The sequence below is a fragment of the Xanthomonas sp. CFBP 8443 genome (assembly GCF_025666195.1).
GTDB lineage: Bacteria > Pseudomonadota > Gammaproteobacteria > Xanthomonadales > Xanthomonadaceae > Xanthomonas_A.
Window position 1 is genome coordinate 3,357,140 of record NZ_CP102592.1, and the last position, 23,467, is coordinate 3,380,606.

Annotated in this window: 19 protein-coding genes; 7 read left to right on the top strand and 12 right to left on the bottom strand. The window is 70.5% G+C overall.

What is annotated here, in order from left to right; translation table 11 throughout:
- Positions 1–58 precede the first annotated feature (58 nt).
- Positions 59–967 (bottom strand): DMT family transporter, encoded by a 909-nt coding sequence (locus NUG20_RS14045; RefSeq protein WP_263395071.1) that lies wholly within the window; start codon positions 965–967, stop codon positions 59–61.
- A 218-nt stretch (positions 968–1,185) separates the two neighbouring features.
- Here NUG20_RS14045 and NUG20_RS14050 point away from each other — a divergent pair, with 218 nt between their 5' ends.
- The 4 genes from NUG20_RS14050 to NUG20_RS14065 all read left to right on the top strand — a co-directional run bounded on the left by NUG20_RS14050 (position 1,186) and on the right by NUG20_RS14065 (position 4,457).
- Positions 1,186–2,127 (top strand): LysR substrate-binding domain-containing protein, encoded by a 942-nt coding sequence (locus tag NUG20_RS14050; protein ID WP_263395072.1) that lies wholly within the window; start codon positions 1,186–1,188, stop codon positions 2,125–2,127.
- 188 nt (positions 2,128–2,315) lie between these two features.
- Complete coding sequence (locus tag NUG20_RS14055; protein ID WP_263395073.1) at positions 2,316–2,630, top strand: metalloregulator ArsR/SmtB family transcription factor; 315 nt, start codon at positions 2,316–2,318, stop codon at positions 2,628–2,630.
- 33 nt (positions 2,631–2,663) lie between these two features.
- Positions 2,664–4,097, top strand: a complete 1,434-nt coding sequence (locus NUG20_RS14060) for a DUF2867 domain-containing protein (protein ID WP_263395074.1) — start codon at positions 2,664–2,666, stop codon at positions 4,095–4,097.
- A gap of 66 nt (positions 4,098–4,163) precedes the next feature.
- Positions 4,164–4,457 carry a hypothetical protein gene (locus NUG20_RS14065; RefSeq protein WP_263395075.1) on the top strand — a complete coding sequence of 98 codons (294 nt, stop codon included), beginning with the start codon at positions 4,164–4,166 and terminating at the stop codon, positions 4,455–4,457.
- A gap of 149 nt (positions 4,458–4,606) precedes the next feature.
- Here the strand turns inward: NUG20_RS14065 and NUG20_RS14070 are convergent, their stop codons facing one another.
- Both NUG20_RS14070 and NUG20_RS14075 read right to left on the bottom strand, forming a co-directional pair.
- Positions 4,607–5,383, bottom strand: coding sequence for a DUF4349 domain-containing protein (locus NUG20_RS14070; RefSeq protein ID WP_263395076.1), 777 nt, complete (start codon positions 5,381–5,383; stop codon positions 4,607–4,609).
- An 11-nt stretch (positions 5,384–5,394) separates the two neighbouring features.
- Positions 5,395–5,751, bottom strand: coding sequence for a GFA family protein (locus tag NUG20_RS14075; protein WP_263395077.1), 357 nt, complete (start codon positions 5,749–5,751; stop codon positions 5,395–5,397).
- 106 nt (positions 5,752–5,857) lie between these two features.
- Here NUG20_RS14075 and NUG20_RS14080 point away from each other — a divergent pair, with 106 nt between their 5' ends.
- Positions 5,858–7,675: a DUF885 domain-containing protein gene (locus NUG20_RS14080; RefSeq protein WP_263395078.1), complete on the top strand. Its 1,818-nt coding sequence runs from the start codon at positions 5,858–5,860 to the stop codon at positions 7,673–7,675.
- 209 nt (positions 7,676–7,884) lie between these two features.
- On the opposite strand, the gene NUG20_RS14085 is transcribed toward NUG20_RS14080, so the two are convergent.
- From NUG20_RS14085 to NUG20_RS14095, 3 genes are all read right to left on the bottom strand, one after another.
- Positions 7,885–9,714: an ABC transporter ATP-binding protein gene (locus NUG20_RS14085; RefSeq protein WP_263395079.1), complete on the bottom strand. Its 1,830-nt coding sequence runs from the start codon at positions 9,712–9,714 to the stop codon at positions 7,885–7,887.
- A 198-nt stretch (positions 9,715–9,912) separates the two neighbouring features.
- The gene (locus tag NUG20_RS14090; RefSeq protein WP_263395080.1) at positions 9,913–12,384 is read right to left on the bottom strand and encodes a glycoside hydrolase family 3 protein; all 2,472 of its coding nucleotides are present in this window, start codon (positions 12,382–12,384) and stop codon (positions 9,913–9,915) included.
- 76 nt (positions 12,385–12,460) lie between these two features.
- A complete protein-coding gene (locus tag NUG20_RS14095) occupies positions 12,461–15,226 on the bottom strand; it encodes a TonB-dependent receptor (protein WP_263395081.1) in 2,766 nt (921 codons plus the stop codon).
- 253 nt (positions 15,227–15,479) lie between these two features.
- Here NUG20_RS14095 and NUG20_RS14100 point away from each other — a divergent pair, with 253 nt between their 5' ends.
- Together NUG20_RS14100 and NUG20_RS14105 are read left to right on the top strand one after the other, a co-directional pair.
- The gene (locus NUG20_RS14100) at positions 15,480–16,859 is read left to right on the top strand and encodes a glycoside hydrolase family 30 protein (RefSeq protein WP_263395082.1); all 1,380 of its coding nucleotides are present in this window, start codon (positions 15,480–15,482) and stop codon (positions 16,857–16,859) included.
- The gene (locus NUG20_RS14105) at positions 16,856–17,884 is read left to right on the top strand and encodes a LacI family DNA-binding transcriptional regulator (RefSeq protein ID WP_263395083.1); all 1,029 of its coding nucleotides are present in this window, start codon (positions 16,856–16,858) and stop codon (positions 17,882–17,884) included. The genes NUG20_RS14100 and NUG20_RS14105 overlap by 4 nt, the downstream gene beginning before the upstream one ends.
- 664 nt (positions 17,885–18,548) lie before the next feature.
- Here the strand turns inward: NUG20_RS14105 and NUG20_RS14110 are convergent.
- The 6 genes from NUG20_RS14110 to NUG20_RS14135 all read right to left on the bottom strand — a co-directional run bounded on the left by NUG20_RS14110 (position 18,549) and on the right by NUG20_RS14135 (position 23,442).
- On the bottom strand, positions 18,549–18,941 hold the full coding sequence (locus NUG20_RS14110) for a VOC family protein (RefSeq protein ID WP_263395084.1): 393 nt from the start codon (positions 18,939–18,941) through the stop codon (positions 18,549–18,551).
- A gap of 14 nt (positions 18,942–18,955) precedes the next feature.
- Complete coding sequence (locus NUG20_RS14115) at positions 18,956–20,563, bottom strand: serine hydrolase (protein ID WP_263395085.1); 1,608 nt, start codon at positions 20,561–20,563, stop codon at positions 18,956–18,958.
- Positions 20,564–20,801: 238 nt separating this feature from the next.
- Positions 20,802–22,055, bottom strand: a complete 1,254-nt coding sequence (locus tag NUG20_RS14120) for an RNA polymerase sigma factor (RefSeq protein WP_263395086.1) — start codon at positions 22,053–22,055, stop codon at positions 20,802–20,804.
- Positions 22,056–22,113: 58 nt separating this feature from the next.
- Positions 22,114–22,521 carry a VOC family protein gene (locus tag NUG20_RS14125; protein WP_263395087.1) on the bottom strand — a complete coding sequence of 136 codons (408 nt, stop codon included), beginning with the start codon at positions 22,519–22,521 and terminating at the stop codon, positions 22,114–22,116.
- A gap of 40 nt (positions 22,522–22,561) precedes the next feature.
- Complete coding sequence (locus NUG20_RS14130) at positions 22,562–22,984, bottom strand: VOC family protein (RefSeq protein ID WP_263395088.1); 423 nt, start codon at positions 22,982–22,984, stop codon at positions 22,562–22,564.
- On the bottom strand, positions 22,981–23,442 hold the full coding sequence (locus tag NUG20_RS14135; RefSeq protein WP_263395089.1) for a YciI family protein: 462 nt from the start codon (positions 23,440–23,442) through the stop codon (positions 22,981–22,983). Before NUG20_RS14135 ends, NUG20_RS14130 begins: the two co-directional genes overlap by 4 nt.
- Positions 23,443–23,467: the final 25 nt, after the last annotated feature.

The following is a 23,467-nucleotide window of genomic DNA, read 5'->3' on the forward strand; positions in this document are numbered from 1 at the left end:
ACGGCCTGTGGCTTGAACCTGACTGCAGCCACGCAGCCTACGGGAATCGCGGCGGTCTCTAGCGCGCGCGCTGGCTGAAAGCGACGCTGCCCAGGATCAGCGCGCCGGCCAGCAGCATGCTCCAGGTCAACGGCTCGCCGAGGATCGACCACGACAGCAGCGCGCCGAAGACGGGGACCAGGTAGGTCACGGTGGACGCGCGCGCCGGCCCGATGCGCTGGATCAGCCGGTAGTACATCAGGAACGCCAGGCCGGTGCAGACCACGCCCAGCGCGCCGGCGCAGGCCCAGGCCGCGGCCGGCACCGGCGCGGTCGGCCAGTGCGTCCATGCCAGCGGCGCCAGCAGCAAGGCGCTGCAGCCCAGGGTCGAGGCCGCCGACGCCGCCGCCGGCAGGTCGCTCATGTAGCGCTTCACCAGGCTGTAGCCGATGCCGTACAGCAGCGAGGCGGTGGCGCCGGCGAACGCGGCCGGCCCCACGCTCAGCCCGGCGGACTTGCCGGTGGCCAGCACCACGATGCCGACGAAGCCGATCAGCAGCGCCACCGCGCGGCGCGCGCCGATCTTCTCGCCGAAGAACAGGAACGCGATCAGCGCAGTGAACAGCACGGTCATCGCGTTGCAGATCGCGCCGATCGCGGCCGGCGCATGCTGCGCGCCCCAGGCGAACAGCAGGAACGGCAGCGCGGAGTTGAGCAGCCCGATCGCCGCCAGGGTCGGCCAGCGCCGCAGCGGAAAGCGCGCGCGCGCCATCCACAGGAACGGCAGCAGCACCGTCGCTCCCAGCGCCAGACGCAGTTCCACCAGCGCGTAGGCGCCGAACTGCGGCGCGGCCACGCGCATGAACAGGAACGAGCAGCCCCAGACGATGCCCAGGAACAGCAGCTCCAGCGGCGTGCGCCAGTCGCGCACCGCCGGCGCCGGAAGGCCGTCGGCCGGATCGCCGGACGCGGGGTTGGCTGCATTCACCGTGCTGTCTCCTGGGTTCGTTGTCGATGCCGTCGCGTGTGGCGGCGCCTGTGCGCCTGCAGCCACACGGGCAACGGGTCACGGGAAGCGGGGGCCGCGCCGGTACGTGGCCCGCACCGGCCGCGTATCTTGCGCATGGCTGCCAGGATCGCGCGCCGTCGCAATGCCCACAAGCGCGTAGTATCGTCGCGAGCCACAAATCTGCCGCGTGTCTGCCGATGCAATTGCGCCCTGCCCTGTTGCCCGCGCTCGGCGTGTTCGCCGCCGCGGCGCGCCACCAGAACTTCGCCCATGCCGCGGAGGAACTGCACCTTACCGCCAGCGCGGTCAGCCACCATGTGCGCAAGCTGGAGGCGCTGCTCGGCGCGACGCTGTTCCAGCGCCACGCGCGCGGGGTCAAGCTGACCGCCGAGGGTCGGCAGCTGGCCGATGCGGCCAGCGCGGCGCTGGCCGATATCGCCGCGGTGGCCGGCAACCTGCACCCGCAGGCCGACACCGCGCCGCTGCGCATCACCACGCTGCGCTCGCTGTCCTACTGCTGGCTGCTGCCGCGGCTGCCGCGCTTCTGCCAGGCGCATCCGCACGTGCGCCTGGACATCCAGACCGACGCGGCGTTCTCGCGCTTCGAGGACGGCGGTCCGGAGCTGGGCATCCGCTACGGCCAGGGCGCGTGGCCGGGGCTGACCTCGCACCACCTGATGGACGACGAACTGTTCCCGGTGGCCTCCCCGGCCCTGCCGCAGCTGGCCACGCTGCGCCATCCCGAACAGATCGCGCAGCTGCCGCTGCTCAGCGACATGTCGCCGCAGGGCTGGCGCGACTGGTTCCGCGCCGCCGCGGTGCGCGGCGTGGCGCTGCCGCCGATGCACACCTTCAACGACAGCACCGACGCGATGCGCGCGGCGGTGTACGGCGTCGGCGCGGTGCTGGCGCGCAAGCACATCGCGCAGCCGTACCTGCAACGCTACGAACTGGTGCGGCTGCCCGGCCCGGCGTTGAAGGCGCGCTACTCCTACTACATCGTGCATCCCGGCCACCGCCTGCCCAGCCCGGCGGCCAGCCAGTTCATCGACTGGCTCAAGCGCGAGGCGCTGGACGAACGCACGCCGATGCCGGCGCTGCCGGCCGAGCTGCTGGGGCTGCCGCCGGGGGCGAGCTAACTGTTCTCGCCTGGCTGCGCTTTTGTAGGAGCGGCTTCAGCCACGACAGGCGTTACCGATGGATCCTGTCGCGGCTGAAGCCGCTCCTACAAAAGGCCATCGCCCGAAACTGGACTTCCCATACGGCGCTTGACACGCGGCCACCAATGCATCATTAATTAGCTAATTCGTTAATTATCTAATCCCTGATGTCCATCGATCGCGTGTTCGAAGCCCTCGCCTCCCGCCCGCGCCGCGAGATCCTCGCCTACCTGTCGGCGCAGGAACTCAGCGCCGGGCAGATCGGGCAACGCTTCGCGATGAGCGCCCCGGCGATCTCGCGGCATCTGTCGGTGCTGGAAGCGGCCGGCCTGGTGTCCAGCGAGCGCCGCGGCCAGTTCGTGGTGTACCGGCTCACCCCCGACAACCTGGTCAACACGCTCAGCGGCTTCGCCTTCGAGGTCTGCCCCACCGCTGGCCCGCTCAAGCGCGAAGCGCGCAAGCTGGCTAAGAAGAACGTCTGAGCCCTACCCGCAACGGCCACAAGGAGCCCGCCGATGACCACCGCCCCGCCCAGGGATCGCGCCGCCGCACAGACCGGCTTTCCGTCCGTGCGCCTGGCCTCGTACAGCGGCGGGCTGCCGGTGGAAGTGACGCTGATCGCGCAGCTCGGCGCCGGCGCCGGCGACCCGCTGATCGCCCAGGCCTGCGTGCGCCAGCGCGCGCATCCCAGCTTCCACGACGCGCTGGACGAGCCGTCGGCGCGTCTGGCCGGCACCGATTTCGCCAACGGCGAAACGACCTCGCTGTTCTCCTTCGCGGTCGGCGCGAACGGGCATCCCTTCCATCGCCACGCCGGGCACCGCATGTTCACCGCGATCACCGGCAGCGGCGGCGCGCAGTTGCGCTTCTGCACCGCGTCGATGGCGCAACTCGAGCAGGACCCGCAGCATTTCCTGGCCGCGCTGCGCCATGTCGACCTGCCGGCCGACTGCCTGTTCACCGTGCGCTTCGGCGGCGGCACCTGGCACCAGTTCGCGCCGTTGCGCGCGAACGCGACGCATCCGGCGTTCTTCGCCCTGTCCTGCCACAGCGACGAGGCCGGCGGCGATCTCGCCGCCGAGGTCCGCGCGCAAGTGCTGGCCGGCACCGCCGACATCGCCACGCTGACCGAACTGCTGCCGGACACGGTGACCGCGCTGCTGGCATCGCCGCAGGCGCGGGCGCTGCAGGTGCCGACGGTGCGCCTGTCGCTGTCGGCCTCGCCCGGCAGCCGCCGGCTGGCCTGGTGCGCGAGCCTGCGCGCGCTCAGCGGGCGCCTGCGCCAGGCGCTGGGCCGCTGGCGGCACCCGCCCGGCTTCGTCGCGCTGGCGCCGCGGCTGGCGGCGGTGCGTGCGCACCCGCAGCCGGTGCCCGGTTCGCTGCTGTGGCGCGAACTGCCGGCGCACGATCATCAGGACAGCGTGCGCCTGCGGCTGCAGGCGCACCAGGTGCACCAGCGCGGCGCGCATGCGCTGATGGTGGCGCTGCTGGAGGGCTTCATGCAGCGTCCGCCGCTCGGCGTGACCTGGTTGATGCGGATCCGCAACACGCTGGTCGCGCCGCTGCGGCTGCGCACCTCGCCGCTGGGCTGTCCGGTGTCCTCGCTGCTGTCGCCGCAGCGCGAGCGCCTGTTCGCCGGCCGCTTCCCGGTGCTGGACCAGGCGCATGCCGCGCACGACCGGCGCGCGCAGGTGCTGCTCGGCGCCGACGACCGCCATCTGCTGTTCCGCAGTTGCGTGGGCGTGGCACTGGACGAGGATGGCAGCGTCGAACTGAGCTTGGACACGCGCGTGGCCTGCCGCAACTGGTTCGGGCGCCTGTACATGGCCACGATCGCGCGCGCGCATCGCCACTACATCGCCCCGGCGATGCTGCGCGCCGCGGCCGACGCGCTGCTGTCGCCGGTGCTCGACGCGGCGGTGCCGGAGCAGGCCGCGCGCGCATCCTGAGGCGTCATCACTTCGCCTTAGCCGGCGCCTGCCTAGCCTTGCCTTCCCCTACCCAGAGAACGGCCCATGCCCCTGCTCCGTATCCGCATCACCGGCAGCGAAGACGACGCCCGCGCCATCATCAACCTGCTCGGCAGCCTGGAAGGCATCGAGCACGTCGAGGAGATCGACGACCTGATGAACCATATGGACGACGACGATTCCAGCTCCGCCGGGCTGCCCGACGACCAGGGTCCCGGCACCCACGAGGTCGAGATCGAGGCCGGCAACCTGGCCACTGCACAGAAGTTGCGCGAGGCGGTGGAGGCATTGGCCTTCGACCTGGAAGTGATCGTGGAGTTCGAGCAGGACGAAGGCTAGCGCGTTCTCTCTCGGCTGCCGAAGGACGGCTGCCGGGGGACTGTAGGAGCGGCTTTGGGTGGCCTCGGGCCATCAGCCGCGAGGGGCTTCATCGGTAGAGCCCGTCGCGGCTGAAGCCGCTCCTACAAGTGATAGAGAGCGCCAGCTTCCTAGACGCGCCTGCGGCGCCGGCGCAGCCAGGCGATCAGCCACCACAGCACCGCGCCGAGCAGCAGGAACGGGGTCAGCGCCGCGATCACGCGGATCGCCCAGGCGGTGGCGGAGGCGAAGATCGCGCCGGTGTCGGCGAAGGCTTCGCCGATCTCGCTGCGGCCACGTTCGCCGTCGGGCGTGGCGAACTGCAGGGTCAGCCGCTGCGTCTCGATGCGCCGCCGATGCTGCGCCGCGTCCTGACTTGCCGCCAGCAGCTGCGTGTCGAGTTCGGCCATTTTCGCCGACAGGCTCATCATGTCGGCCACGCTGAGGTCGCGCCGCTGCTGGAACTCCTGCAGCCGCCGCTGCTCGGCCTGCAACCGCTGCTGCAGGGCGGCGTTGTCCTGCACCGCCTGCGCCAGATCCTCGGCGCGGGTGCTGCGGCTGCCGATCTCGCCGCCGCTGCCGGCCTGGGCGATCAGCGGCTCGACCCCAGCGGGCACGATGCGCACGCTCAGCGAGGCCTGCGGATGCTCGCCGCCACGCTGTTCCACCGACAGCACGTTGCAGACGCCGAAACGCCCGCTCAGGCAGCTGTCCTGGGCCTGCTTGAGCCGCGCCTCGATCTGCGCCGCCGGCAGTTGCACGCTCACGTCGTGCTCGTAGGCCAGCATCGCCGCGCGTCCATCCGCGGTCGGTGCCGCCGCGGACGCTTCGGCCGCACCGCCGGCGCTGTCGGCGTGCTTGGAACAACCGCCCGCGGCCAACGCCAGCAACAGCACGCCCCAGTGCAAGGGCCGCGCCCTCACAGGCTCGCCCCGTCCACGCTGTGCACCTGCAGCGCCGTCAGATCCACCTGCGGCAGGCAGCGTACGTTGACCGCCACCGTGGCCTCGCCGGTCTTGGGGTGGGTGCCCTCGCTGAACGGGGCGATGCCGCAATCCGGGCAATGATGATGGTCGATGTGCAGGCGATTGAAGCGGTAGGTGCCCAGCGCCTCCGGCGCATTGCGCAGCGACAGCGCCGTGCGCGCGCCGAACCACAGCAGTCCGCCGCGGCGCCGGCACATGGAGCAGTTGCAATCGTAGACCTCGGCGATCGGCGCCTCGGTTTCCAGTTCGAATGCGATGCGGCCGCAATGGCAGCTGCCCGAGTAGTTCATCCCTGCACTCCGAGGACCAAGAAGAAGCGCAAGGGTAATCCAACGGCAGGTGCGCGCGCAGCGGCGGCCGCCTATGCTGGCGGATCGACCCACTACAGGAACCCCGATGCGCAAGCACCTGCTCGCCGCCGCCCTGCTCGCCGCCCTCGCCGGCTGCCAGAAACCCGCCGATGCCCCGACGACGCCATCCGCCGCCGCGCCCGGCAGCGCCGCCGCGGCCGCCGACCCGGCCGCCGACACCGCCTTCGCCGCGCTGTCCAAGCGCGCCGTCGACACCTGGATGCAGCTGTCCCCGGTCGGCGCCACCCAGACCGGCGACCACCGCTACGACAGCGAACTGGACGACCTCAGCGCCGCCGGCCGGCAGAAGAGCCTGGACGCGAGCAAGCAGCTGCTGGCCGAACTGGACAAGCTGGACGTGGCCAAGCTCTCGCGCGAGAACCAGGTGGACGCGGCGATCCTGCGCAACCAGTTGCAGTCGGACATCTGGAACAGCGAGGTGGCGCAGAGCTGGGCCTGGGATCCGCAGGTCTACAACGGCCTGGCCGGCGGCGCGATCTACGGGCTGATGGCGCGCGAATTCGCGCCGCTGCCGGAGCGGCTGAAATCGGCCACCGCGCGCATGGAGAAGATCCCCGCGCTGTTCGCGCAGGCGCGCGCCAACCTGGACCCGGCACGGGTGCCGCTGATCAACGCGCAGACCGTGGCCAAGCAGAACCAGGGCATCCTCAGCATCGTCGACACCTTCATCGTCCCGCACGTCAAGGAACTGCCCGAAGCCGACGCGCAGCGCCTGCAGGCGGCGATCGACGGGCTGAAGCAGGCGGTGGCCGAACAGCAGACCTGGCTGGACAAGACCCTGGTGCCCAACGCCAAGGGCGATTTCCGCATCGGCGCGGAGAAGTACGACCAGAAGCTGAAGTTCGCGCTCAATTCCTCGCTGTCGCGCGCCGAGATCAAGCAGCGCGCCGAAGCCGAGCTCAAGCGCGTGCGCGAGGAGATGTACGGCATCGCCCGCACCGTGCTGAAGGACGCCCCGAACGCGCCGGCGCTGGTCGATGCGCCGAGCGACGCGCAGCAGCAGGCCGCGATCGAGGCGGCGCTGGAGCTGGCCTATGCGCAGCATCCGGCGCGCGACAAGGTGGTCGACGATGCCAAGGCCTCGCTGGCCTCCTCCACCGAGTTCGTGCGCAGCAAGAACCTGCTGACCCTGCCCGACGCGCCGGTGGACATCATCCTGATGCCAGAGTTCCAGCGCGGCGTGGCGGTGGCCTACTGCGACTCGCCCGGCCCGCTGGACAAGAACCTGAAGACCTTCTACGCGGTGTCGCCGATTCCCGACGACTGGAGCGCGCAGCAGGCCGAATCGTTCCTGCGCGAATACAACGGCCGCATGATCCACCTGCTGAGCATCCACGAAGGCGTGCCCGGCCATTACGTGGAAGGCTGGCACTCTGCCAAGTTCCCCTCGACCCTGCGCGGCGTGCTGCGCTCGGGCGTGTTCGCCGAGGGCTGGGCGGTGTACACCGAGCGGATGATGCAGGAGCAGGGCTACCTGGACAACGACCCGCTGTTCCACCTGGTGCAGCTGAAGTTCTACCTGCGCACCCTCGCCAACGCCCTGCTCGACCAGGGCGTGCACGTGGACAACTGGAGCAAGGAACAGGCCATGCAACTGATGGTGCACGACACCTTCCAGCAGCAGAGCGAAGCCGAGGGCAAATGGGTGCGTGCGCAGCTGACCTCGGCACAGCTGCCGACCTACTTCGTCGGCGTGCAGGAACACCTGGACCTGCGCAAGGCGATGCAGGCCAAGCTCGGCGACACCTTCGACCTGAAGGCCTACCACGACCAGGTGCTGTCCTACGGCGCGCCGCCGGTGCGGTTCGTGCGGGAGCTGATGCTGGACGAACCGATCCAGTGAGCGGCGGGGATTCGGGATTCGGGATTGGGGATTCGTAAAAGCGGTTCCCCGCGCCCGATGACCTCACGCGATCCAACTGGAGAAAAGCCCCCCTTGAGTCAAGGGGGGCGCGCCGACAGGCGCGGGGGATGTGGGAGATGGTGAGCCGGGGCCCACGGTTTGCGTAGCAAACTGTGGGGGCGACAGCGCGAATGCGCTGACGCCGCGCGCTAGCGCGCTCCTACGAACCCACCCGTCTGCCGCGCCCACAGCCGTGCGTACAGGCCGCCGCGCGCGACCAGTTCGGCGTGGGTGCCGGTTTCGACGATCGCGCCCAGGTCCATCACCACCAGCCGATCCATCCGCGCGATGGTCGACAGCCGGTGCGCGATCGCGATCACCGTCTTGCCGGCCATCAGTTCGTCCAGGCTGTCCTGGATCGCCGCTTCCACTTCCGAATCCAGTGCCGAGGTCGCCTCGTCCAGGATCAGGATCGGCGCGTCCTTGAGCAGCACGCGGGCGATGGCGATGCGCTGGCGCTGGCCGCCGGACAGCTTGACCCCGCGCTCGCCGACCTGCGCGTCGTAGCCGCGCTGGCCCTCGCCGTCCACCAGTTGCTCGATGAACTCGGCGGCGCGCGCCTTGGCCACCGCGGCGCGCAATTGCGCCTCGCTGGCGTCGGGCCGGCCATACAGCAGGTTGTCGCGGATCGAACGGTGCAGCAGCGAGGTGTCCTGGGTGACCAGGCCGATCTGCCCGCGCAGGCTTTCCTGGGTGACCGCGGCGATGTCCTGGCCGTCGATCAGGATGCGTCCGCTCTCCAGGTCGTACAGCCGCAGCAGCACGTTGACCAGGGTCGATTTGCCGGCGCCGGACGGCCCGACCAGGCCGATCTTCTCGCCGGCGCGCACCTGCAGGTCGAGCCCGGCGATGACCCCGCCGCGCTTGCCGTAGTGGAAATGGATGTGCTCGAAGCGCACGTCGCCGCGCTCCACGCGCAGCGGCACCGCGTCGGCGCGGTCCTGCACCTGCGCCGGCTGCGCGATGGTCTCCATGCCGTCCTGCACCGCGCCGATGTCCTCGAAGATGCCGTTGACCGTCCACATGATCCAGCCGGACATATTGTGGATGCGGATCACCAGGCCGGTGGCCAGGGTGATCGCGCCCACGCTGATCTGGCCGCGGCTCCACAGCCACAGCGCCAGCGCGCAGGTGGCGGCGATCAGGAAGCCGTTGGCGACGGCGATGGCGGTGTCCATCGCCGTGGTCATGCGGGTCTGCCGGCGGTGCTTGGCCGCCAGCTCGCCGATCGCCTCGCGCACGTAGCTCTGCTCGCGCCCGGCATGCGAGAACAGCTTCAGCGTGGCGATGTTGGTGTAGCCGTCGACGATGCGGCCCATCGCCTTGGAGCGCGCATCCGAGGCGATCCACGCGCGCTCCTTCATCCGCGGCACGAAGTACACCATCAGGCCCACGTAGACCAGCAGCCACACCAGCAGCGGCGCCATCAGCCACGGGTCGGCCTGGGCGAACAGCCACAGCGCGCTGCCGGTGTAGACGGCGATGTACCACAGCGCATCGACCATCTGCACCGCCGACTCGCGCAGCGAGGTGCCGGTCTGCATGACCCGGTTGGCGATGCGCCCGGCGAAGTCGTTCTGGAAGAAACCCAGGCTCTGCCGCACCACGTAGTTGTGCATCAGCCAGCGCGAGCGGTTGCTCAGCCCGGGCACGATGGCCTGGTTGACCAGCAGGTTGTGCAGCGCCACGAACAGCGGCCGCGCCACCAGCACGATGGCGGCCATCCACAGCAGTTCGCCGCCGTGGCGGTGGAAGAACTCCGGCCCCGGCCGCTCGGCCAGCATGTCGACGATGCGGCCGAGGAAGTCGAACATCGCCACTTCCACCAGCGCCAGCAGCAGCCCGGCCACCAGCGTGGCCAGCAGCAGCGGCCACAGCGGACGCAGGTAATGCAGGTAGAAGCGCGCCACGCCGCGCGGCGGCATCTCGGTCTCCACCTTCGGGAAGACCTCGATCAGGGATTCGAACCAGCGGAACATCGAAAAACGCCAACGACCAACGGGGCGCCAGGGTAGCCTATCGCGCGTCAAGCGCAGAGCGCAGAGCGCGGACGGCGGCGTCCGCGAACGGGAACCGCCGACATCCGGCGCGCTTCGCCACGCATGCGCGGGCCGGGCGGCGCCACGCGCATCCCCGGCTCGCAACCTAGCCGCGGCCGCTTGCGCTGCGCAGCGCGGCTACTGGCACTGCACCGCGTCGCCCGCATCCGCGGCGCCGGCGACGATCTCGATGCGGGTGAAGGCGGCCGCGAACGGCGCATCGGCATCGATCGCGAACGGCATGTCGATGCCGCCCAGGTCGGCGCCGCGCTTGGCGAAGCAGGCCAGCGGCACGGTCACGGTGCGCTTGCCGCTGCCGGCAGCGGCCAGCAGCGGGCCGATGTCGATGCCGTCGCCGCAGCCGCGCAGGCAGCCCAGGCGCAGCGTCACCGACGCGCTGGGCGCGTGCTCCACCACCACGTCGAACTGCAGCGCCGCGTGCGCCTGCGCCATCGCGGTCAGGTTCTGGCCACCGGGGCTGCTGGCGAACAGCCGCGCCGGCGCGTGCCAGGTCACCTGCTTGGCGTCCTGCTGGGTGTTGACCTGCACCGTGCGCACGCTCAGCGCAGGCTCGGGCTGCGGCCACTGCAGCGCGGTGTTGAGATCGGCGCCGAGCGCGTGCTCCTGGCCGCGCGCGGCGAGCTTCAGCGCGAACGGCGGCGCATCGCGCAGGTTGAACACCGGCAGCGTAGTGGCCGCGCCGCAATTGTCCGGCAGTTGCACCGGCAGCGCGCCGACGCGGCCGCCGCGCGCGTAGCGCAAGCCGTAGCCGACCGCGAACAGCGGCGGACGCGCCGGATCGGCCGGCGCCACCGGCGGCGGGCAGGCCTGCGCCGGCCACGGGAAGCTCAGCTGGCCGCGGAAATCGTGCGCGCCGCCGAACAGCACGTCGGCCACGCCGCCGCCCTCGCTGCCCGGCAGCCAGGCGGCGACGAAGGCCTGCGACAGGTTGAGCAGGTCGTTGACGTACAGCGGCCGCCCGGACAACAGCACGGTGATCACCGGCTTGCCGGTCGCGGCCGCGTCCTGCAGCGTCTTCAGGTCCTCCGGGTGGCGCTGGCTGTGCGCCATGGTGCTGGAGGCGACGATGTCGCCGCTGCCCTCGGCATACGGGGTTTCGCCGATCACCGCGACGATCGCGTCATAGCTGCCCGGTTGCGCCGCGGCAACCGACTCGGCATAACGCACCTGCGCGGCGCCGCCGACCTCGCGCAAGCCGGCCAGGATGCTCTGCGCATTGGGGAAATCGGCGTTGCCGTTGTCGGTGCCCTGCCAGGTCAGCGACCAACCGCCGGCCTGGTCGGCGATGCTGTCGGCGCGCCTGCCGACCACCAGCAGGCGCTGGCCGCGGCGCAGCGGCAGCACGCTGCGCTCGTTCTTCAGCAGCACCAGCGATTCGCGCACCGCGCGCCGCGCCAGGTCGCGCTGCACCAGCGCATCCTCGCGCCCGGCGTAGCGGCTGGCGGACGGCTTGTGCGCGAACAGCCCGGCGCGCAGCTTGACCCGCAGGATGCGCCGCACCGCATCGTCGATACGCGCCTGCGGGATCTGCCCGGACTGCACCTGGGCCACGGTGTTGTCGATGAACGCCTTCCAGTCGTCGGGCACCATCACCATGTCCACGCCGGCGTTGATCGCCTGCGCGCAGCTGGCATTGCTGCAGCCCGGCACCTGGCCGATGCCGTTCCAGTCGGAGACGACGAAGCCGTCGAAGCCCATCTTCTGCTTCAGTGCCCCGGTCAGCAGCGGTTCTGCGCCGTGCATCTTGCCGTAGTCGACGCCGGCGCCGACGTCGTTCCAGCTGCTGTAGGACGCCATCACCGTCTGCACCCCGGCCTCGATCGCGCCGTAGTAGCCCTGCCCGTGCACGTTGACCATCCGCACCTTGTCGATCCGCGCCACGCCCTGGTCGCGGCCGTGCTCGGTGGCGCCGTCGCCGAGGTAGTGCTTGGCGGTGGCCAGCACGCTGGCATCGTCGCCGAGCCGGCCCTGCATGCCGCGCACGTAGGCGGCGGCGTAGCTGCGCACCAGCGCCGGGTCCGACGAGAAGCTCTCGTAGGTGCGCCCCCAGCGCGGATTCTCCGCCACCGCCAGGGTCGGCGCGAACGCCCAGGCGATGCCGGTGGCGCGGCTGGCCTGTGCGGTGGCGCGCGCGACCTGCTCGACCAGCGCCGGGTCGCGCGCCGCGCCCAGGCCGATGTTGTGCGGGAACAGCGTGGCGCCGTACACGTTGCTGTGCCCATGCACCGCATCGGTGCCCCAGACGATGGGGATCGGCACCTGCGCATCGGTGCGCATCGACGCCTGGTAGTACGCGTCGGCCAGCTGCAGCCAGTCCTGCACCCGCGCGTGCTTGTTCTTGCCCGGCCACGAACCGCCGCCATTGAGCACCGAGCCGATGTAGTACTGGCGCACCTGCTCGGGCGTGATCGATTTGATCTCGGCCTGGGTCATCTGCCCGACCTTCTGCGCCAGGGTCATGCCGCCCAGGATCTGCGCGATGCGCGCCTCGCTGGCCGGATCCTGCGCGGCCGGCGGCGCGGCGTCGGCCACGGCGGCGAGGCTGGCGGCGGCGAGCAGCGCGCGGGCCCAGGGGTGCGGTGTAGACATGCGGTTTCCTCCATCGATGGGCGGCCGGGCGCCGCGCAGCAGCGCGGCGCCCGGTGCGGCGTACGCGGCCGCCGGTTCAGAGCTTGTAGCGGAAGCCGAGCAGGTACTGGCGGCCGTACTCGGTGTATTCCTCCGGCAAGAACACCGTCGACGCGATGCCGGCGGCGCTGACCTCGGTGCGGAACGCCTCGTTGGTCAGGTTGTTGACCTGGAACATCAACGACAGCCCCTTGAGCCTGCCGCTGTCCGGGAAGTCGTAGCTCAGCTGCAGGTCGGTGACGCGTTCGCTGAGCGTGTTGCGGTAGCTGCGCTGGCCGAACAGCGATCCGTACTCGCCGCGGTAGGCGTCGCGGTAGCGCTGGCTGACGCGCGCGCCGAACCCGTGCTTCTCGTAGAACAGCGTGGCGTTGGCGACGATCTTGGACAGGCCGGGAATGGTGTCGGTGCCGGGCGAGTTGTCGCTGGGATCGGGGTCGATCGACGATTCGGTGTAGGAGCCGTTGACCTGCACGCCGAAGCCGTCCAGGCGCTCGCTGAACACGTCGCCGGTGACGCTGGCCGCGAACTCGATGCCGCGCATGTAGCCGCCGCTGCCGTTGGCCCAGGTGCTGAAGGTGCCGATATTGGACACCGGGGTCTGCCCGTCGGGGTTGTAGCCGGTGAAGTCCCAGGTCAGGTTCTGCCGATAGATGTAGGTCTGCAGGTCCTTGTAGAACAGCGCCAGGCTGACGTAGCTGGCCGAGCCGAAGTACTTCTCCAGCGACAGGTCGAGCGCATCGGCGCGGTACGGCTGCAAGGTCGGGTTGCCGCCGCTGCCGCTGCACAGTCCGGTGGTTGTGTCCACCGCGGCGCTGGCGTCGGCGCTGAGGTAGTTGATCGGCGGGCGCATCAGCTGCTTGGCCGCGCCCAGGCGCGCCATCCAGCCGTCGCCGAAGTCGAACACCAGGTTCAGGCTCGGCAGCGCGTCGTGGTAGCGCGCGCCCAGCGTCTGCGCGCCGACCACCGCACCGCCGCTGGCGTTGAAGCCGGTCGACGACTGGTCGGTGCTGATGTACTGCAGGCCGGCATTGCCGCGCACGCGCACGCGCTCGCCCAGGTCCATGTCGATATTGGCGCGCAGGTAGTAGGTGTTGACGTCCTCCTCGACCACGTAGTCCTTGCGCAGGTCGTCGTTGCTCTCCGACAAGGATACGTCGTAGTAGCGCGACAGCAGCGCGCGCGGATCGAAGCTGAGGATGTCGCCGATGCCGGCGAAACCCAGCGAGGTTGGCGCATACAGCAGCGACGGGTCGACCAGGGTTGGCGTGCGCCCCGGCAGGTCGGCGAAGTACACATCGGCGCGCTTGTCCTTGCTGCGCCGGTTGACGTTCACGCCCAGGTCGAAGCTGCGCACCAGCGCGGTGTCGACGTCGTAGTTGAACTCCAGGCGGCCGGCCTTGATCTCGTCCTTCTGCCAGGAATTCTCTACCCGCCCATCGTGCCCCCACTTCTGCGGGTCCCACAGATACACCGCGCCGGGATCGGCCAGGTCGGCGAGCGAGTAGCGCGCGAAATCGTTGCTCAGCGGCAGGTCGAAGCCGATGTCCTGCGGATCGGCCATCCCGGCGTAGGTCTCCAGCTGCGACTGCCGGCGCTCGGCGCGCGAGTAGTTCAGGTCCAGGCTCAGCGCCCAGGGCGCGAAGCGCAGCGTGTTGGTCCAGCCGACCGAGAGCAGCTTGTCCTCGCGGTCGTTGCGGTCGTTGCGCAGCACCGGCTGCACGCCGCTGAGGGTGCCCTGGGTGATGATCGGCACGCCCTGGCGGTCGCTGGTGACGATGTCGCGATAGGCGACCTGCTGGCCGAGCGCGTTGCTGAAGTCCGGCGCGTTGGACCACATCGCGCCGTGCATCGTCTCGTTCTGCTCGAACTTGGACCAGTAGCCGTCGAGCACGCTGTGGAAGTGCTCGTTCGGCTTGTACTCCAGCGTGCCGATCACACCGTCGCGGGTGAGCTCGCGCGACTTGATCCAGGCTTCGGAGCCCTGCAGCGCGACCGCGCCCGGCGGCTTGCCCGGCTGCGTGGCGCCCCAGCTGTCCGGATTGCCCCACCACCATGCCTTGTAGTGCTTTTCCTGGAATGGCGAATTCAGCCGCGCCACGCCCAGCGCCACGCCGATGGTGTCGCCGGCGAACTGGTCCACGTAGGACGCCGCGGCGCGGTAGCCGGTGTCGTGGCCATCGTCGCCGAGCTTGCCGAAGGAATTCTTCTCGCCGTTGCCGCTGACCACGATGCGGCGCTCGTCCAGGTCCAGCGGGCGGATCGTCTTCAGGTCCACGGTGCCGGACAGGCCCTGCCCGATCACCGCGGCGTCGGCGGTCTTGTAGACGGTGACCGCGTTGATCAGTTCGGCCGGGAACTGGTCGAACTCCACGCCGCGGCTGTCGCCGGTGCTGACCTGTTCGCGACCATTGAGCGTGGTGCCGACGAACTGCTCGGACATGCCGCGGATGTTGATCACCTGCGAGCGCCCGTCCACGCGCTGGGTGGCCACGCCCGGCAGCCGCGAGATCGAATCGGCGATGCTCACGTCCGGCAGCTTGCCGATGTCCTCGGCCGAGATCGCCTCCACGATCAGCGACGATTCGCTCTTGGTCTCCACCGCCGTCTCGATGGCATGGCGGATGCCGGTGACGCGCACCGCGTCCAGCGTGCCGACCGTGTCCTGCTGCGCCGGCACGGCCGGGCTGGCGGTTTGCGCGTGCGCCTGCTGCAGCGCGGCGATGCAACAGGCCACGGCCAGCAGCCGCCGTGCCGGCACGCCGCGGCGTGCGCGGGCGACGAAGAATTCCTGCATCCCCTTCATGTGCTGCCCCTCCCGGCATTTTTGACAGCGCTGTCATACGCGCTGTATCCAGTGCGGTCAATCCCGGTAGGAGCGCGCAATGCCGCAGCCACGCAAATTCATGACGTTCTTCGCCGATGCGGCGTCGCGCCGCATAGAATCGTTGCGGCGCAACACGGGGTTTGCGCGGCGTTTCGCGGCCGCGCGCGCTACCCGGCGAGGCGCTGCACGTGCCTGTTGCGGCGCCCTGCTCGGCGTCTGCTGCAGCCTCGCCGTGGCCACGCCACCAGCGCCGGCCGATACGATCCAGGTCTGGATCACCACCCACGATCATCGCCAGGCGCTCGCCCCGGCGCCGGCCGCGACCTGGACCACGCAGGCGCACGCCGACATCCGCATCGATGCCGCGGCGCGGCGCCAGCGCATGCTCGGTTTCGGCGCATCGATCACCGATGCCTCGGCCTGGGTGCTGCAGCAACTGCCGCCGCCGCGCCGCGACGCGCTGATGCGCGAACTGTTCGGGCGCGCCGACGGCGGCCTGGGACTGAGCTTCGCGCGGCTGACCATCGGCGCCTCGGACTTCTCGCGCCGCCACTACAGCCTCGACGATACCCCGGACAACGCGCCGGACCCGGCGCTGGCGCACTTCAGCATCGCTCCCAACCGCGACGACGTGCTGCCGATCGCGCGGCAGGCCTTGGCGATCAATCCCGAGCTGAAGATCATGGCTTCGCCGTGGAGCGCGCCGGCGTGGATGAAGACCAGCGGCAGCCTGATCGGCGGCACGCTCAAGCCGGAGTACTACGACGCCTTCGCCCGCTACCTGCTGCGCTACGTCGATGCCTATGCGCAGGCCGGCGTGCCGATCTTCGCCCTGACCCTGCAGAACGAACCCGGCTTCACCCCCAAGGACTATCCGGGCATGCGCCTGGAGGCGAGCCAGCGCGCGCAATTGATCGGCCGCCACCTCGGCCCGCTGCTCGACGCGCGCCGCGATCCGCCGCTGATCTTCGACTGGGACCACAATTGGGACCAGCCGCACGAGCCGCTGGCGGTGCTCGTCGATGCGCGGGCGCGGCGTCATGTCGCCGCCGTCGCGTGGCACTGCTATGCCGGCGATCCCGCCGCGCAGAGCCCGGTGCAGGCGGCCTACCCGGACAAGGACGCCTACATGACCGAGTGTTCCGGCGGCGATTGGGAACCGCTGCGCAGCGGCGGCCTGACCCTGCAGGCGCGGCGGCTGATCGTGCAGTCGGTGCGCCACGGCGCGCGCGGCGTGCTGTTCTGGAACCTTGCGCTGGACCTGCAGGGCGGTCCGCATGCCGGTGGCTGCGACACCTGTCGCGGCGTCGTCGACATCGCCGCGGACGGCGAGCGCGTGGTGCGCACCGACGAGTACTATGCGCTCGCCCATGCCAGCCGCTTCGTGCGGCCGCAGGCCTGGCGCATCGATTCCAGCGAAGGCGGCGAAGGCGTGGACAACGTGGCGTTCCTGAATCCCGACGGCTCGCGAGTGCTGGTGGCGGTCAACAGCGCCGACCGCGAACGCACCGTGGCGGTGGCCGATGGCGCACGCGGCTTCCGCTACACCCTGCCGGCGCGCAGCATCGCCAGCTTCATCTGGGCGGCACCGGCGGCGGGCGCGACGCGATGAGCAAACGCGCGACGCAGGGCCTGCGCATCGAGGACGTCGCCGCGCACGCCGGCGTCTCGATGAAGACCGTATCGCGGGTCATCAACGGCGAGCCCAACGTGCGCGAGCAGACCCGGCGCAAGGTCGAGCAGACCATGCAGCAATTGAGCTATCAGCCCAACCCCTCCGCGCGCAGCCTGGCCGGGCAGCGCTCCTACGCGGTGGCACTGGTCTACGACAATCCCTCGTACTACCAGATGGAGATCCAGAACGGCGTGCTCGAGGCCTGCCGCGCGCAGCGCTACACGCTGATGCTGGCGCCGGTGGACCGCAGCCGCCCCGACCACGCCGATGCGCTGGTCGCACTGGCGCGGCACCAGCACATCGACGGCCTGCTGCTGATCCCGCCGCTGACCGACGACGACGCGCTGCTGCGGCGCCTGGATGCGGAGCGCATCGCACTGGCCTGCATCTCGCCGCGGCGGCAGCGCCATTGGCCCGGCGTACGCCTGGAGGAACGGCGTGCCGCGCGCGAACTGGTCGGCGAACTGGTGCGGCTCGGCCATCGCCGCATCGCCCACATCCGCGGCCTGCCCGGCCACGGCGCGACGCAGTGGCGCCTGGCCGGCTATCGCGATGCGCTGGCAGCCGCCGGCATCGCCTACGACGAGCGCCTGGTGGCGCCGGGCCGCTTCGACTTCGCCTCCGGCATCGAAGCCGGCGAGCGCCTGCTCGGGCAGCGCCGCCGGCCCAGCGCGGTGTTCGCCGCCAACGACGAGATGGCCGCCGGCGTGCTGCGCAGCGCCAGCCTGCGTGGGCTCGGCGTGCCCGCCGACCTGTCGATCTGCGGCTTCGACGACACCCTGGTCGCGCAACAGGTGTCGCCGGCGCTGGCGACGGTGCAGCAACCGCTGCAGCAGATGGGCCGGCGCGCGCTGGAACTGCTGCTGGCGCGGCTGCGCGCGCCGCAGCCGGCGGCCTGCGAGACCCTGCCGTACCGCTTGCTGCTGCGCGATTCGCTGGGCCCGCCCGCCGCACAGCGCTGAGCAACGATGCGGCGCGCGCGCAACGCGTGGCCAGCTGCACCCCGTCCCGGCGATCCTGCAGGCAATACCGCAGATGGGTGGTCGAATAGGCTGGCACGATCGGCGGCGTCATCGATTGGCGGGACGAGGGCTTCGCGCTGGCGCGCGGCGACATCGGTGCCGACGCCGGATGATCGATCGCCACTGCTTGCCGCTGCGCGGGCATCCATGGGCCGGTGCTGCCGCGGTATGGCTTCTTGTAGAGGGACTTCAGTCCCGACTGCCACCGAAGCCGAAGGCCTTCGGCTTCGATGTCGCGACTGAAGTCGCTCCCACAACCAAGCTGCGCGTGCCGAAGGCCATCGCACGGCCGGTTCGGCTCCCTGTGGGAGGGACTTCAGTCGCGACTACCACCGATGCCGACGGTCTTCGGCTTCGATGTCGCGACTGAAGTCGCTCCCACAACCAAGCTGCGCGTGCCGAAAGGCCATCGCACGGCCGGTCCGGCTCCCTGTGGGAGGGACTTCAGTCCCGACTGCTGCCGAAGCCGGATGCCTTCCGGCTTCGGGGTCGCGGCTGAAGCCGCTCCTACAACCAATCGGCTGGGCGGTCGGCGTCTATTTCTGACGCGGTGGGCCATCTGGAAACGAGGCAGCAACCAACAGCAGCGCAGCAGCCACCGCACTCATTCCGTGCGGTGGCAGCACACGCACAGTTTGTTCCCGTCCAGGTCGCGGAAGTATGCGCCGTAGTAGTCCGGGTGGTAGTGCGCGCGAAACGCGGGCGCGCCTTCGCAGCGCGCGCCGTGGGCCAGCGCCAATGCATGGCAGCGATCCACCTGCGCTCGGCTCGCTGCCTGCAGCGCGAGCATCTGCCCATTGCCCGGCATGGCGGACTCCCCGTCGAAGGCGCGGCCGATCAGCAGCAACGGCCGTGGCGCGTCCGGCGCCGTCCAGCCGGCCCAGCCGCGCACCTCGTCGCGGAACGTCAGCTGCAGCCCCAGCACCTGCAACAGCGGCGCGTAGAACGCGAACGCGGCCGGGAAATCGTTCACCCCCAGATGCACGTGCGAGAGCATCGGCACCACCGCGCTCACGACGCGTCGGCGACCGGGGTCAGCAACAGATCCTGGAAATCGAAGCTGAAATCGGTCAGCGGCGAGATCGCGTCCATGCGCACCTCGCGCACCTTGCCGTCGGGCGTCAGCGCGAAGTTGACGAAAGCATCGGCGTTGAGCGAGCGGTCGCGCCAGCGCACGATGAAGGTGTCGTGCTGCCAGTGCTCCAGCGTGCCGACCAGCTGCGCGGTCTTGCTGAAGCGCAGTTCCAGCTGCTTGCCGCGCTGCACGATCGCCACGTCGCCGTACCACGGATCGCGGTAGGTGCCGGCGTAGCCGGCCAGCGGCAGCGACGGCGTGGAGGTGGCGTCGCGCGCGGCCTGGTGCTTGCTCCAGTCCTCGTCGGCCTTCTGGTCGGCCTTGGCCACCGCCGCGGCGTAGGCGGCGGTCCAGTCGGTCGCCGGCGCACCGAGATAGGCGTCGAGCACCTGCAGGGTGAGCGCGTTGAACGCCGCGCCGACTTCCTGGTTGGTCAGCACGATCACGCCCAGCTTGCGCTCCGGCACCAGGGTCAGCCGCGACACCATGCCGGGCCAGCCGCCGGTGTGCCAGACCAGCTTGTTGCCGCGGTAGTCGCTCAGGCTCCAGCCCTCGCCGTAGCCGGCGAAGTTGGGCTTTGCCGGCAGCAGCTCCGGCACGCTCGGCTCGGCGATGGCGATCGGCGTGATCACCTGCCACATCTCCTGTTGTCGCTGCGCGCTGAACAGGCGCCGCTCCTGTCCGCCGGCCGCCGGCAGGCGCCCGCCGTCGAGCTGCACCTGCATCCACTTGGCCATGTCGTGCACGTTGGCGTAGATGCCGCCGGCACCGGCATTGTTCGACCAGGTCAGCGGCGGCACCGTGCGCAGCTCGCGGAAGTCGAACTTGGCATGGCCGACCGCGGCGCGATCGCCGGGCTGCAGGTGATCGCTGTTGATGCGTGCGCCGCTCATGCCCACCGGCACGAAGATGCGCTGGCGCACGAACTCGGCGTAGGACTGCCCGGAGACCTGCTCGATCACCTTCTGCGCCACCGCGTACAGGATGTTGTCGTAGGCGTAGCGGTCGCGGAAGCCGCCCTTCAGCGGCACCTGCGCCAGGCGCCGCACCACCTCCTCGTTGCTGTAGCCGGTCGCCGGCCAGAACAGCAGGTCGCCGGCGCCCAGGCTCAGCCCGCTGCGGTGGCTGAGCAGGTCGCGCAGGCGCATCTCGCGGGTCACGTACGGGTCGGACATCTGGAACCACGGCAGATGCTCGATCACCCGGTCGTCGAGCTTGAGCTTGCCCTCGTCGGCCAGGATCGACAGCGAGGCGGCGGTGAAGGCCTTGGTGTTGGAGGCGATCGCGAACAGGGTCTGCGCGTCCACCGGCTCCGGCTTGCCGAGTTCGCGCACGCCGTAGCCGCGCTCCAGCACCACCTGCCCGTCCTTGACGATGGCGATGGCGATGCCCGGCACGTCGAACTGCTTGCGGACCCGTTCGACCCGCGCATCCAGATCCTGCAGCGCCGGCGGCAACGCCGCCTCCACCGGGGCAGGCGCCTGCGCCTGCGCGGTGGCGCTCATCGCCAGCAGCAGGCCGCAGCCCATCGACATGCTTTTCAAATCCATCGCTCCTGAAATCAAAGAAAGACGCCGCTACCGGCGCCGCGCGCGGCGTCCGCAGCGCAACGCGCCGCCGATGGCCACTCCGACACGACCTGCCGCAGCGCGCATGGCGCTGCGCACGCCCCGACGTTGCAGTCACTGCGGTCAACCGGGAACGCCATCTCCCGCGCCCCGCCATGCGCCGCAGCGCAGGACCGAGTGTAGGCCAGCACCGGGCCTGCGCGGCAGTGCCGGGCTACAGCGCCGCAGCCCGGGCCAGCAACGCCTGCTTCTCGCGCGCGTTGGCGCTGAGCGCGGCCGCCTGCGCGAACGCTGCGCGGGCCTCGTCGGTCCGCCCCAGGCGTTGCAGCACATCGCCGCAGGCCGCGGCCAGCGGCGCGTAGTCGCGCAGCCGCGGGTCCTGGCGCAGCGGCTGCAGCAGCGCCCAGGCCGCAGGCGCGCCCTCGGCGCGCGCGACCGCGACCGCACGGTTGAGGTCCACCACCGGCGAGGGATGCAACTGCGCCAGCCGCGCGTACAGCGCCGCCAGCCGCGCCCAATCGGTGTCCTCGGCGCGGCGCGCGCAGGCATGGCATTCGGCGATGGCCGCCTGCAGCACGTAGGCGTCGTCGCCACCGCCCAGGCTCTGCGCGCGCTGCAGCGCGGCCTGGCCGCGCGCGATCTGCAGCCAGTCCCAGCGCGCCCGGTCCTGCTCGGGCAACAGCACCGGACTGCCGTCGGCACCCACCCGCGCGGCGCTGCGCGAGGCCTGCAGTTCCATCAGCGCCAGCAGCCCGTGTACCTGCGGCCACGTCGGCATGCGATGCGCCAGCACCCGGCCCAAGCGCAACGCTTCCTCGCACAGCGCCGGCCGCATCCAGTCGTCGCCGGCGCTGGCCGCATAGCCCTCGTTGAACACCAGATAGATCACCTCCAGCACCGACGCCAGCCGCTGCGGCAGCGCCGCCTGCCGCGGCACCTCGAACGGCACCTGCTTCTGCGCCAACGTGCGCTTGGCGCGGACGATGCGTTGGGCGATGGTCGGCTCCGGCAGCAGGAAGGCGCGCGCGATCTCTTCCGTGCTCAGGCCGCCGAGCAGGCGCAGGGTCAGCGCCACCCGCGCGTCCGCCGGCAGCAGCGGATGGCAGGCCACGAACATCAGCCGCAGCAGGTCGTCGCCGATGTCGTCCTCCAGCGCATCGCTGTCGTCCGGCGCCGGCAGCGGCTGCGGCTCCAGCAGCTCGCCCCACTGCGCATGCTGCCCGGCGATCCGCTGGTGCTGGCGCAGCACGTCGATGGCGCGATTGCGCGCGGTGGTCATCAGCCACGCTCCGGGATTGTCGGGAATGCCCTGCACCGGCCAGCGCTCCAGCGCCGCCAACCAGGTGTCCTGCACCAGTTCCTCGGCACGGCCGACGTCGCCGCCGAGCAGCCGGGTCAAGCGTGCGATCAGGCCCGGCGCTTCCATGCGCCAGACCGTCTCCAGCCGTTGCGTGAGCGCGTTATCCATGCGCCGAATCAGAGCACCGGTCGCGGCGCGGCACAAGCCGCACGGCCGCGGCGCCGCCCTAGCCCGGCTCGCCGCTCATGTGCGCGAACTCCCACAGGTGGCCGTCGAGGTCCTCGAAACCGCGCTGGTACATGAAACCGTAGTCGCGCGCCGCCTGCGGCTCGCGCGCACCGGCGGCCAGCGCCTTCGCCAGCACCGCATCGACCGCCTCGCGGCTGGGCGCCGACAATGCGGTGATGACCTCGGTGCCCGCGCGCGCATCGCTGATCGGCTTGCTGGTGAAGCCGGCGAAGAACGCCTCGGTCAGCAGCATCACGAAGATGCTGTCGCTGACCACCATGCACGCGGCGTTGGCGTCGGTGAAGGTCGGATTGAAGCTGTAGCCCAGCGCCGCGAAGAAGGCCTTGGAGGCCTCCAGGTCGCGGACCGGCAGGTTGACGAAGATCATCTGCGGCGAATCGGACATGGTCGGTTTTCCTCGAACGAAAAAAGGGAAGGTGCGGCGGTCACGGCTGTTTCATGCAGTTGACCATCCACGGCTTGCCGTAGCGGTCGACCAGCATGCCCCAGCGATGCGCCCAGAACGTCTCGCCGATCGGGATCCTGACCTCGCCGCCGGCGCTGAGCGCGGCGAATATCCGCTCGGCGTCCTCCACCGAGTCGACCTCGACGTTGATGGTGGTGCTGCCTGCGCCCGGCGGCGACGGGCCATCGGCGGCCATCAGCACCGCGCCGCCGGCCTCGAGCTGGCTGTGCGCGACCTGATCGAGCGTCTCCGGCGGCATCTCGCCGCAGCCGTCCATGTTCTCGCTGGGCGGTAGGTTGCGGTAGGTCGCCTCCGACACGACGCTGCCGCCCAGCGCCTGCGCATAGAACGCCATCGCCTCGTGGGCGGCGCCATCGAAGCTCAGGAAAGGAATCAGTTTCATCGGGTGTTCTCCTCGGTGTGGATGCGGGATGACGCGGCTGAATCGGCATTGCCGATGCGCTCGCGCAGGCGGTGTTCCTGTTGCTGCAGTTCGGGCGTGAAGCCGGCGCCGAAATCCTCCATGTCCATGACCTGGCGCAGTTCGACCTCCGTGCCCGCCTCGAATGGCGCGCGCTTGAGCCATTCGGTGGCCTCGTCCAGCGAGCGCACCTGCCACAGCCAGAACCCGGCCAGCAGCTCGCGCGTCTCGGCGAAGGGCCCATCGATCACCTGCCGTTGCCCCGGCGCGAAGCGCACGCGGCGGCCGCGCGCGCTCGGATGCAGGCCTTCGCCGGCGAGCATGATCCCGGCCTCGACCAGTTGTTCGTTGTAGGCGCCCATCGCGCGGAATTCCTCCGCGCTGGGCAACTGCCCGGCCTCCGAATCGGCCGTCGCCTTGACCAGCACCATCACTTTCATGGTTCACTCCTGGGTGCGGCCCCGT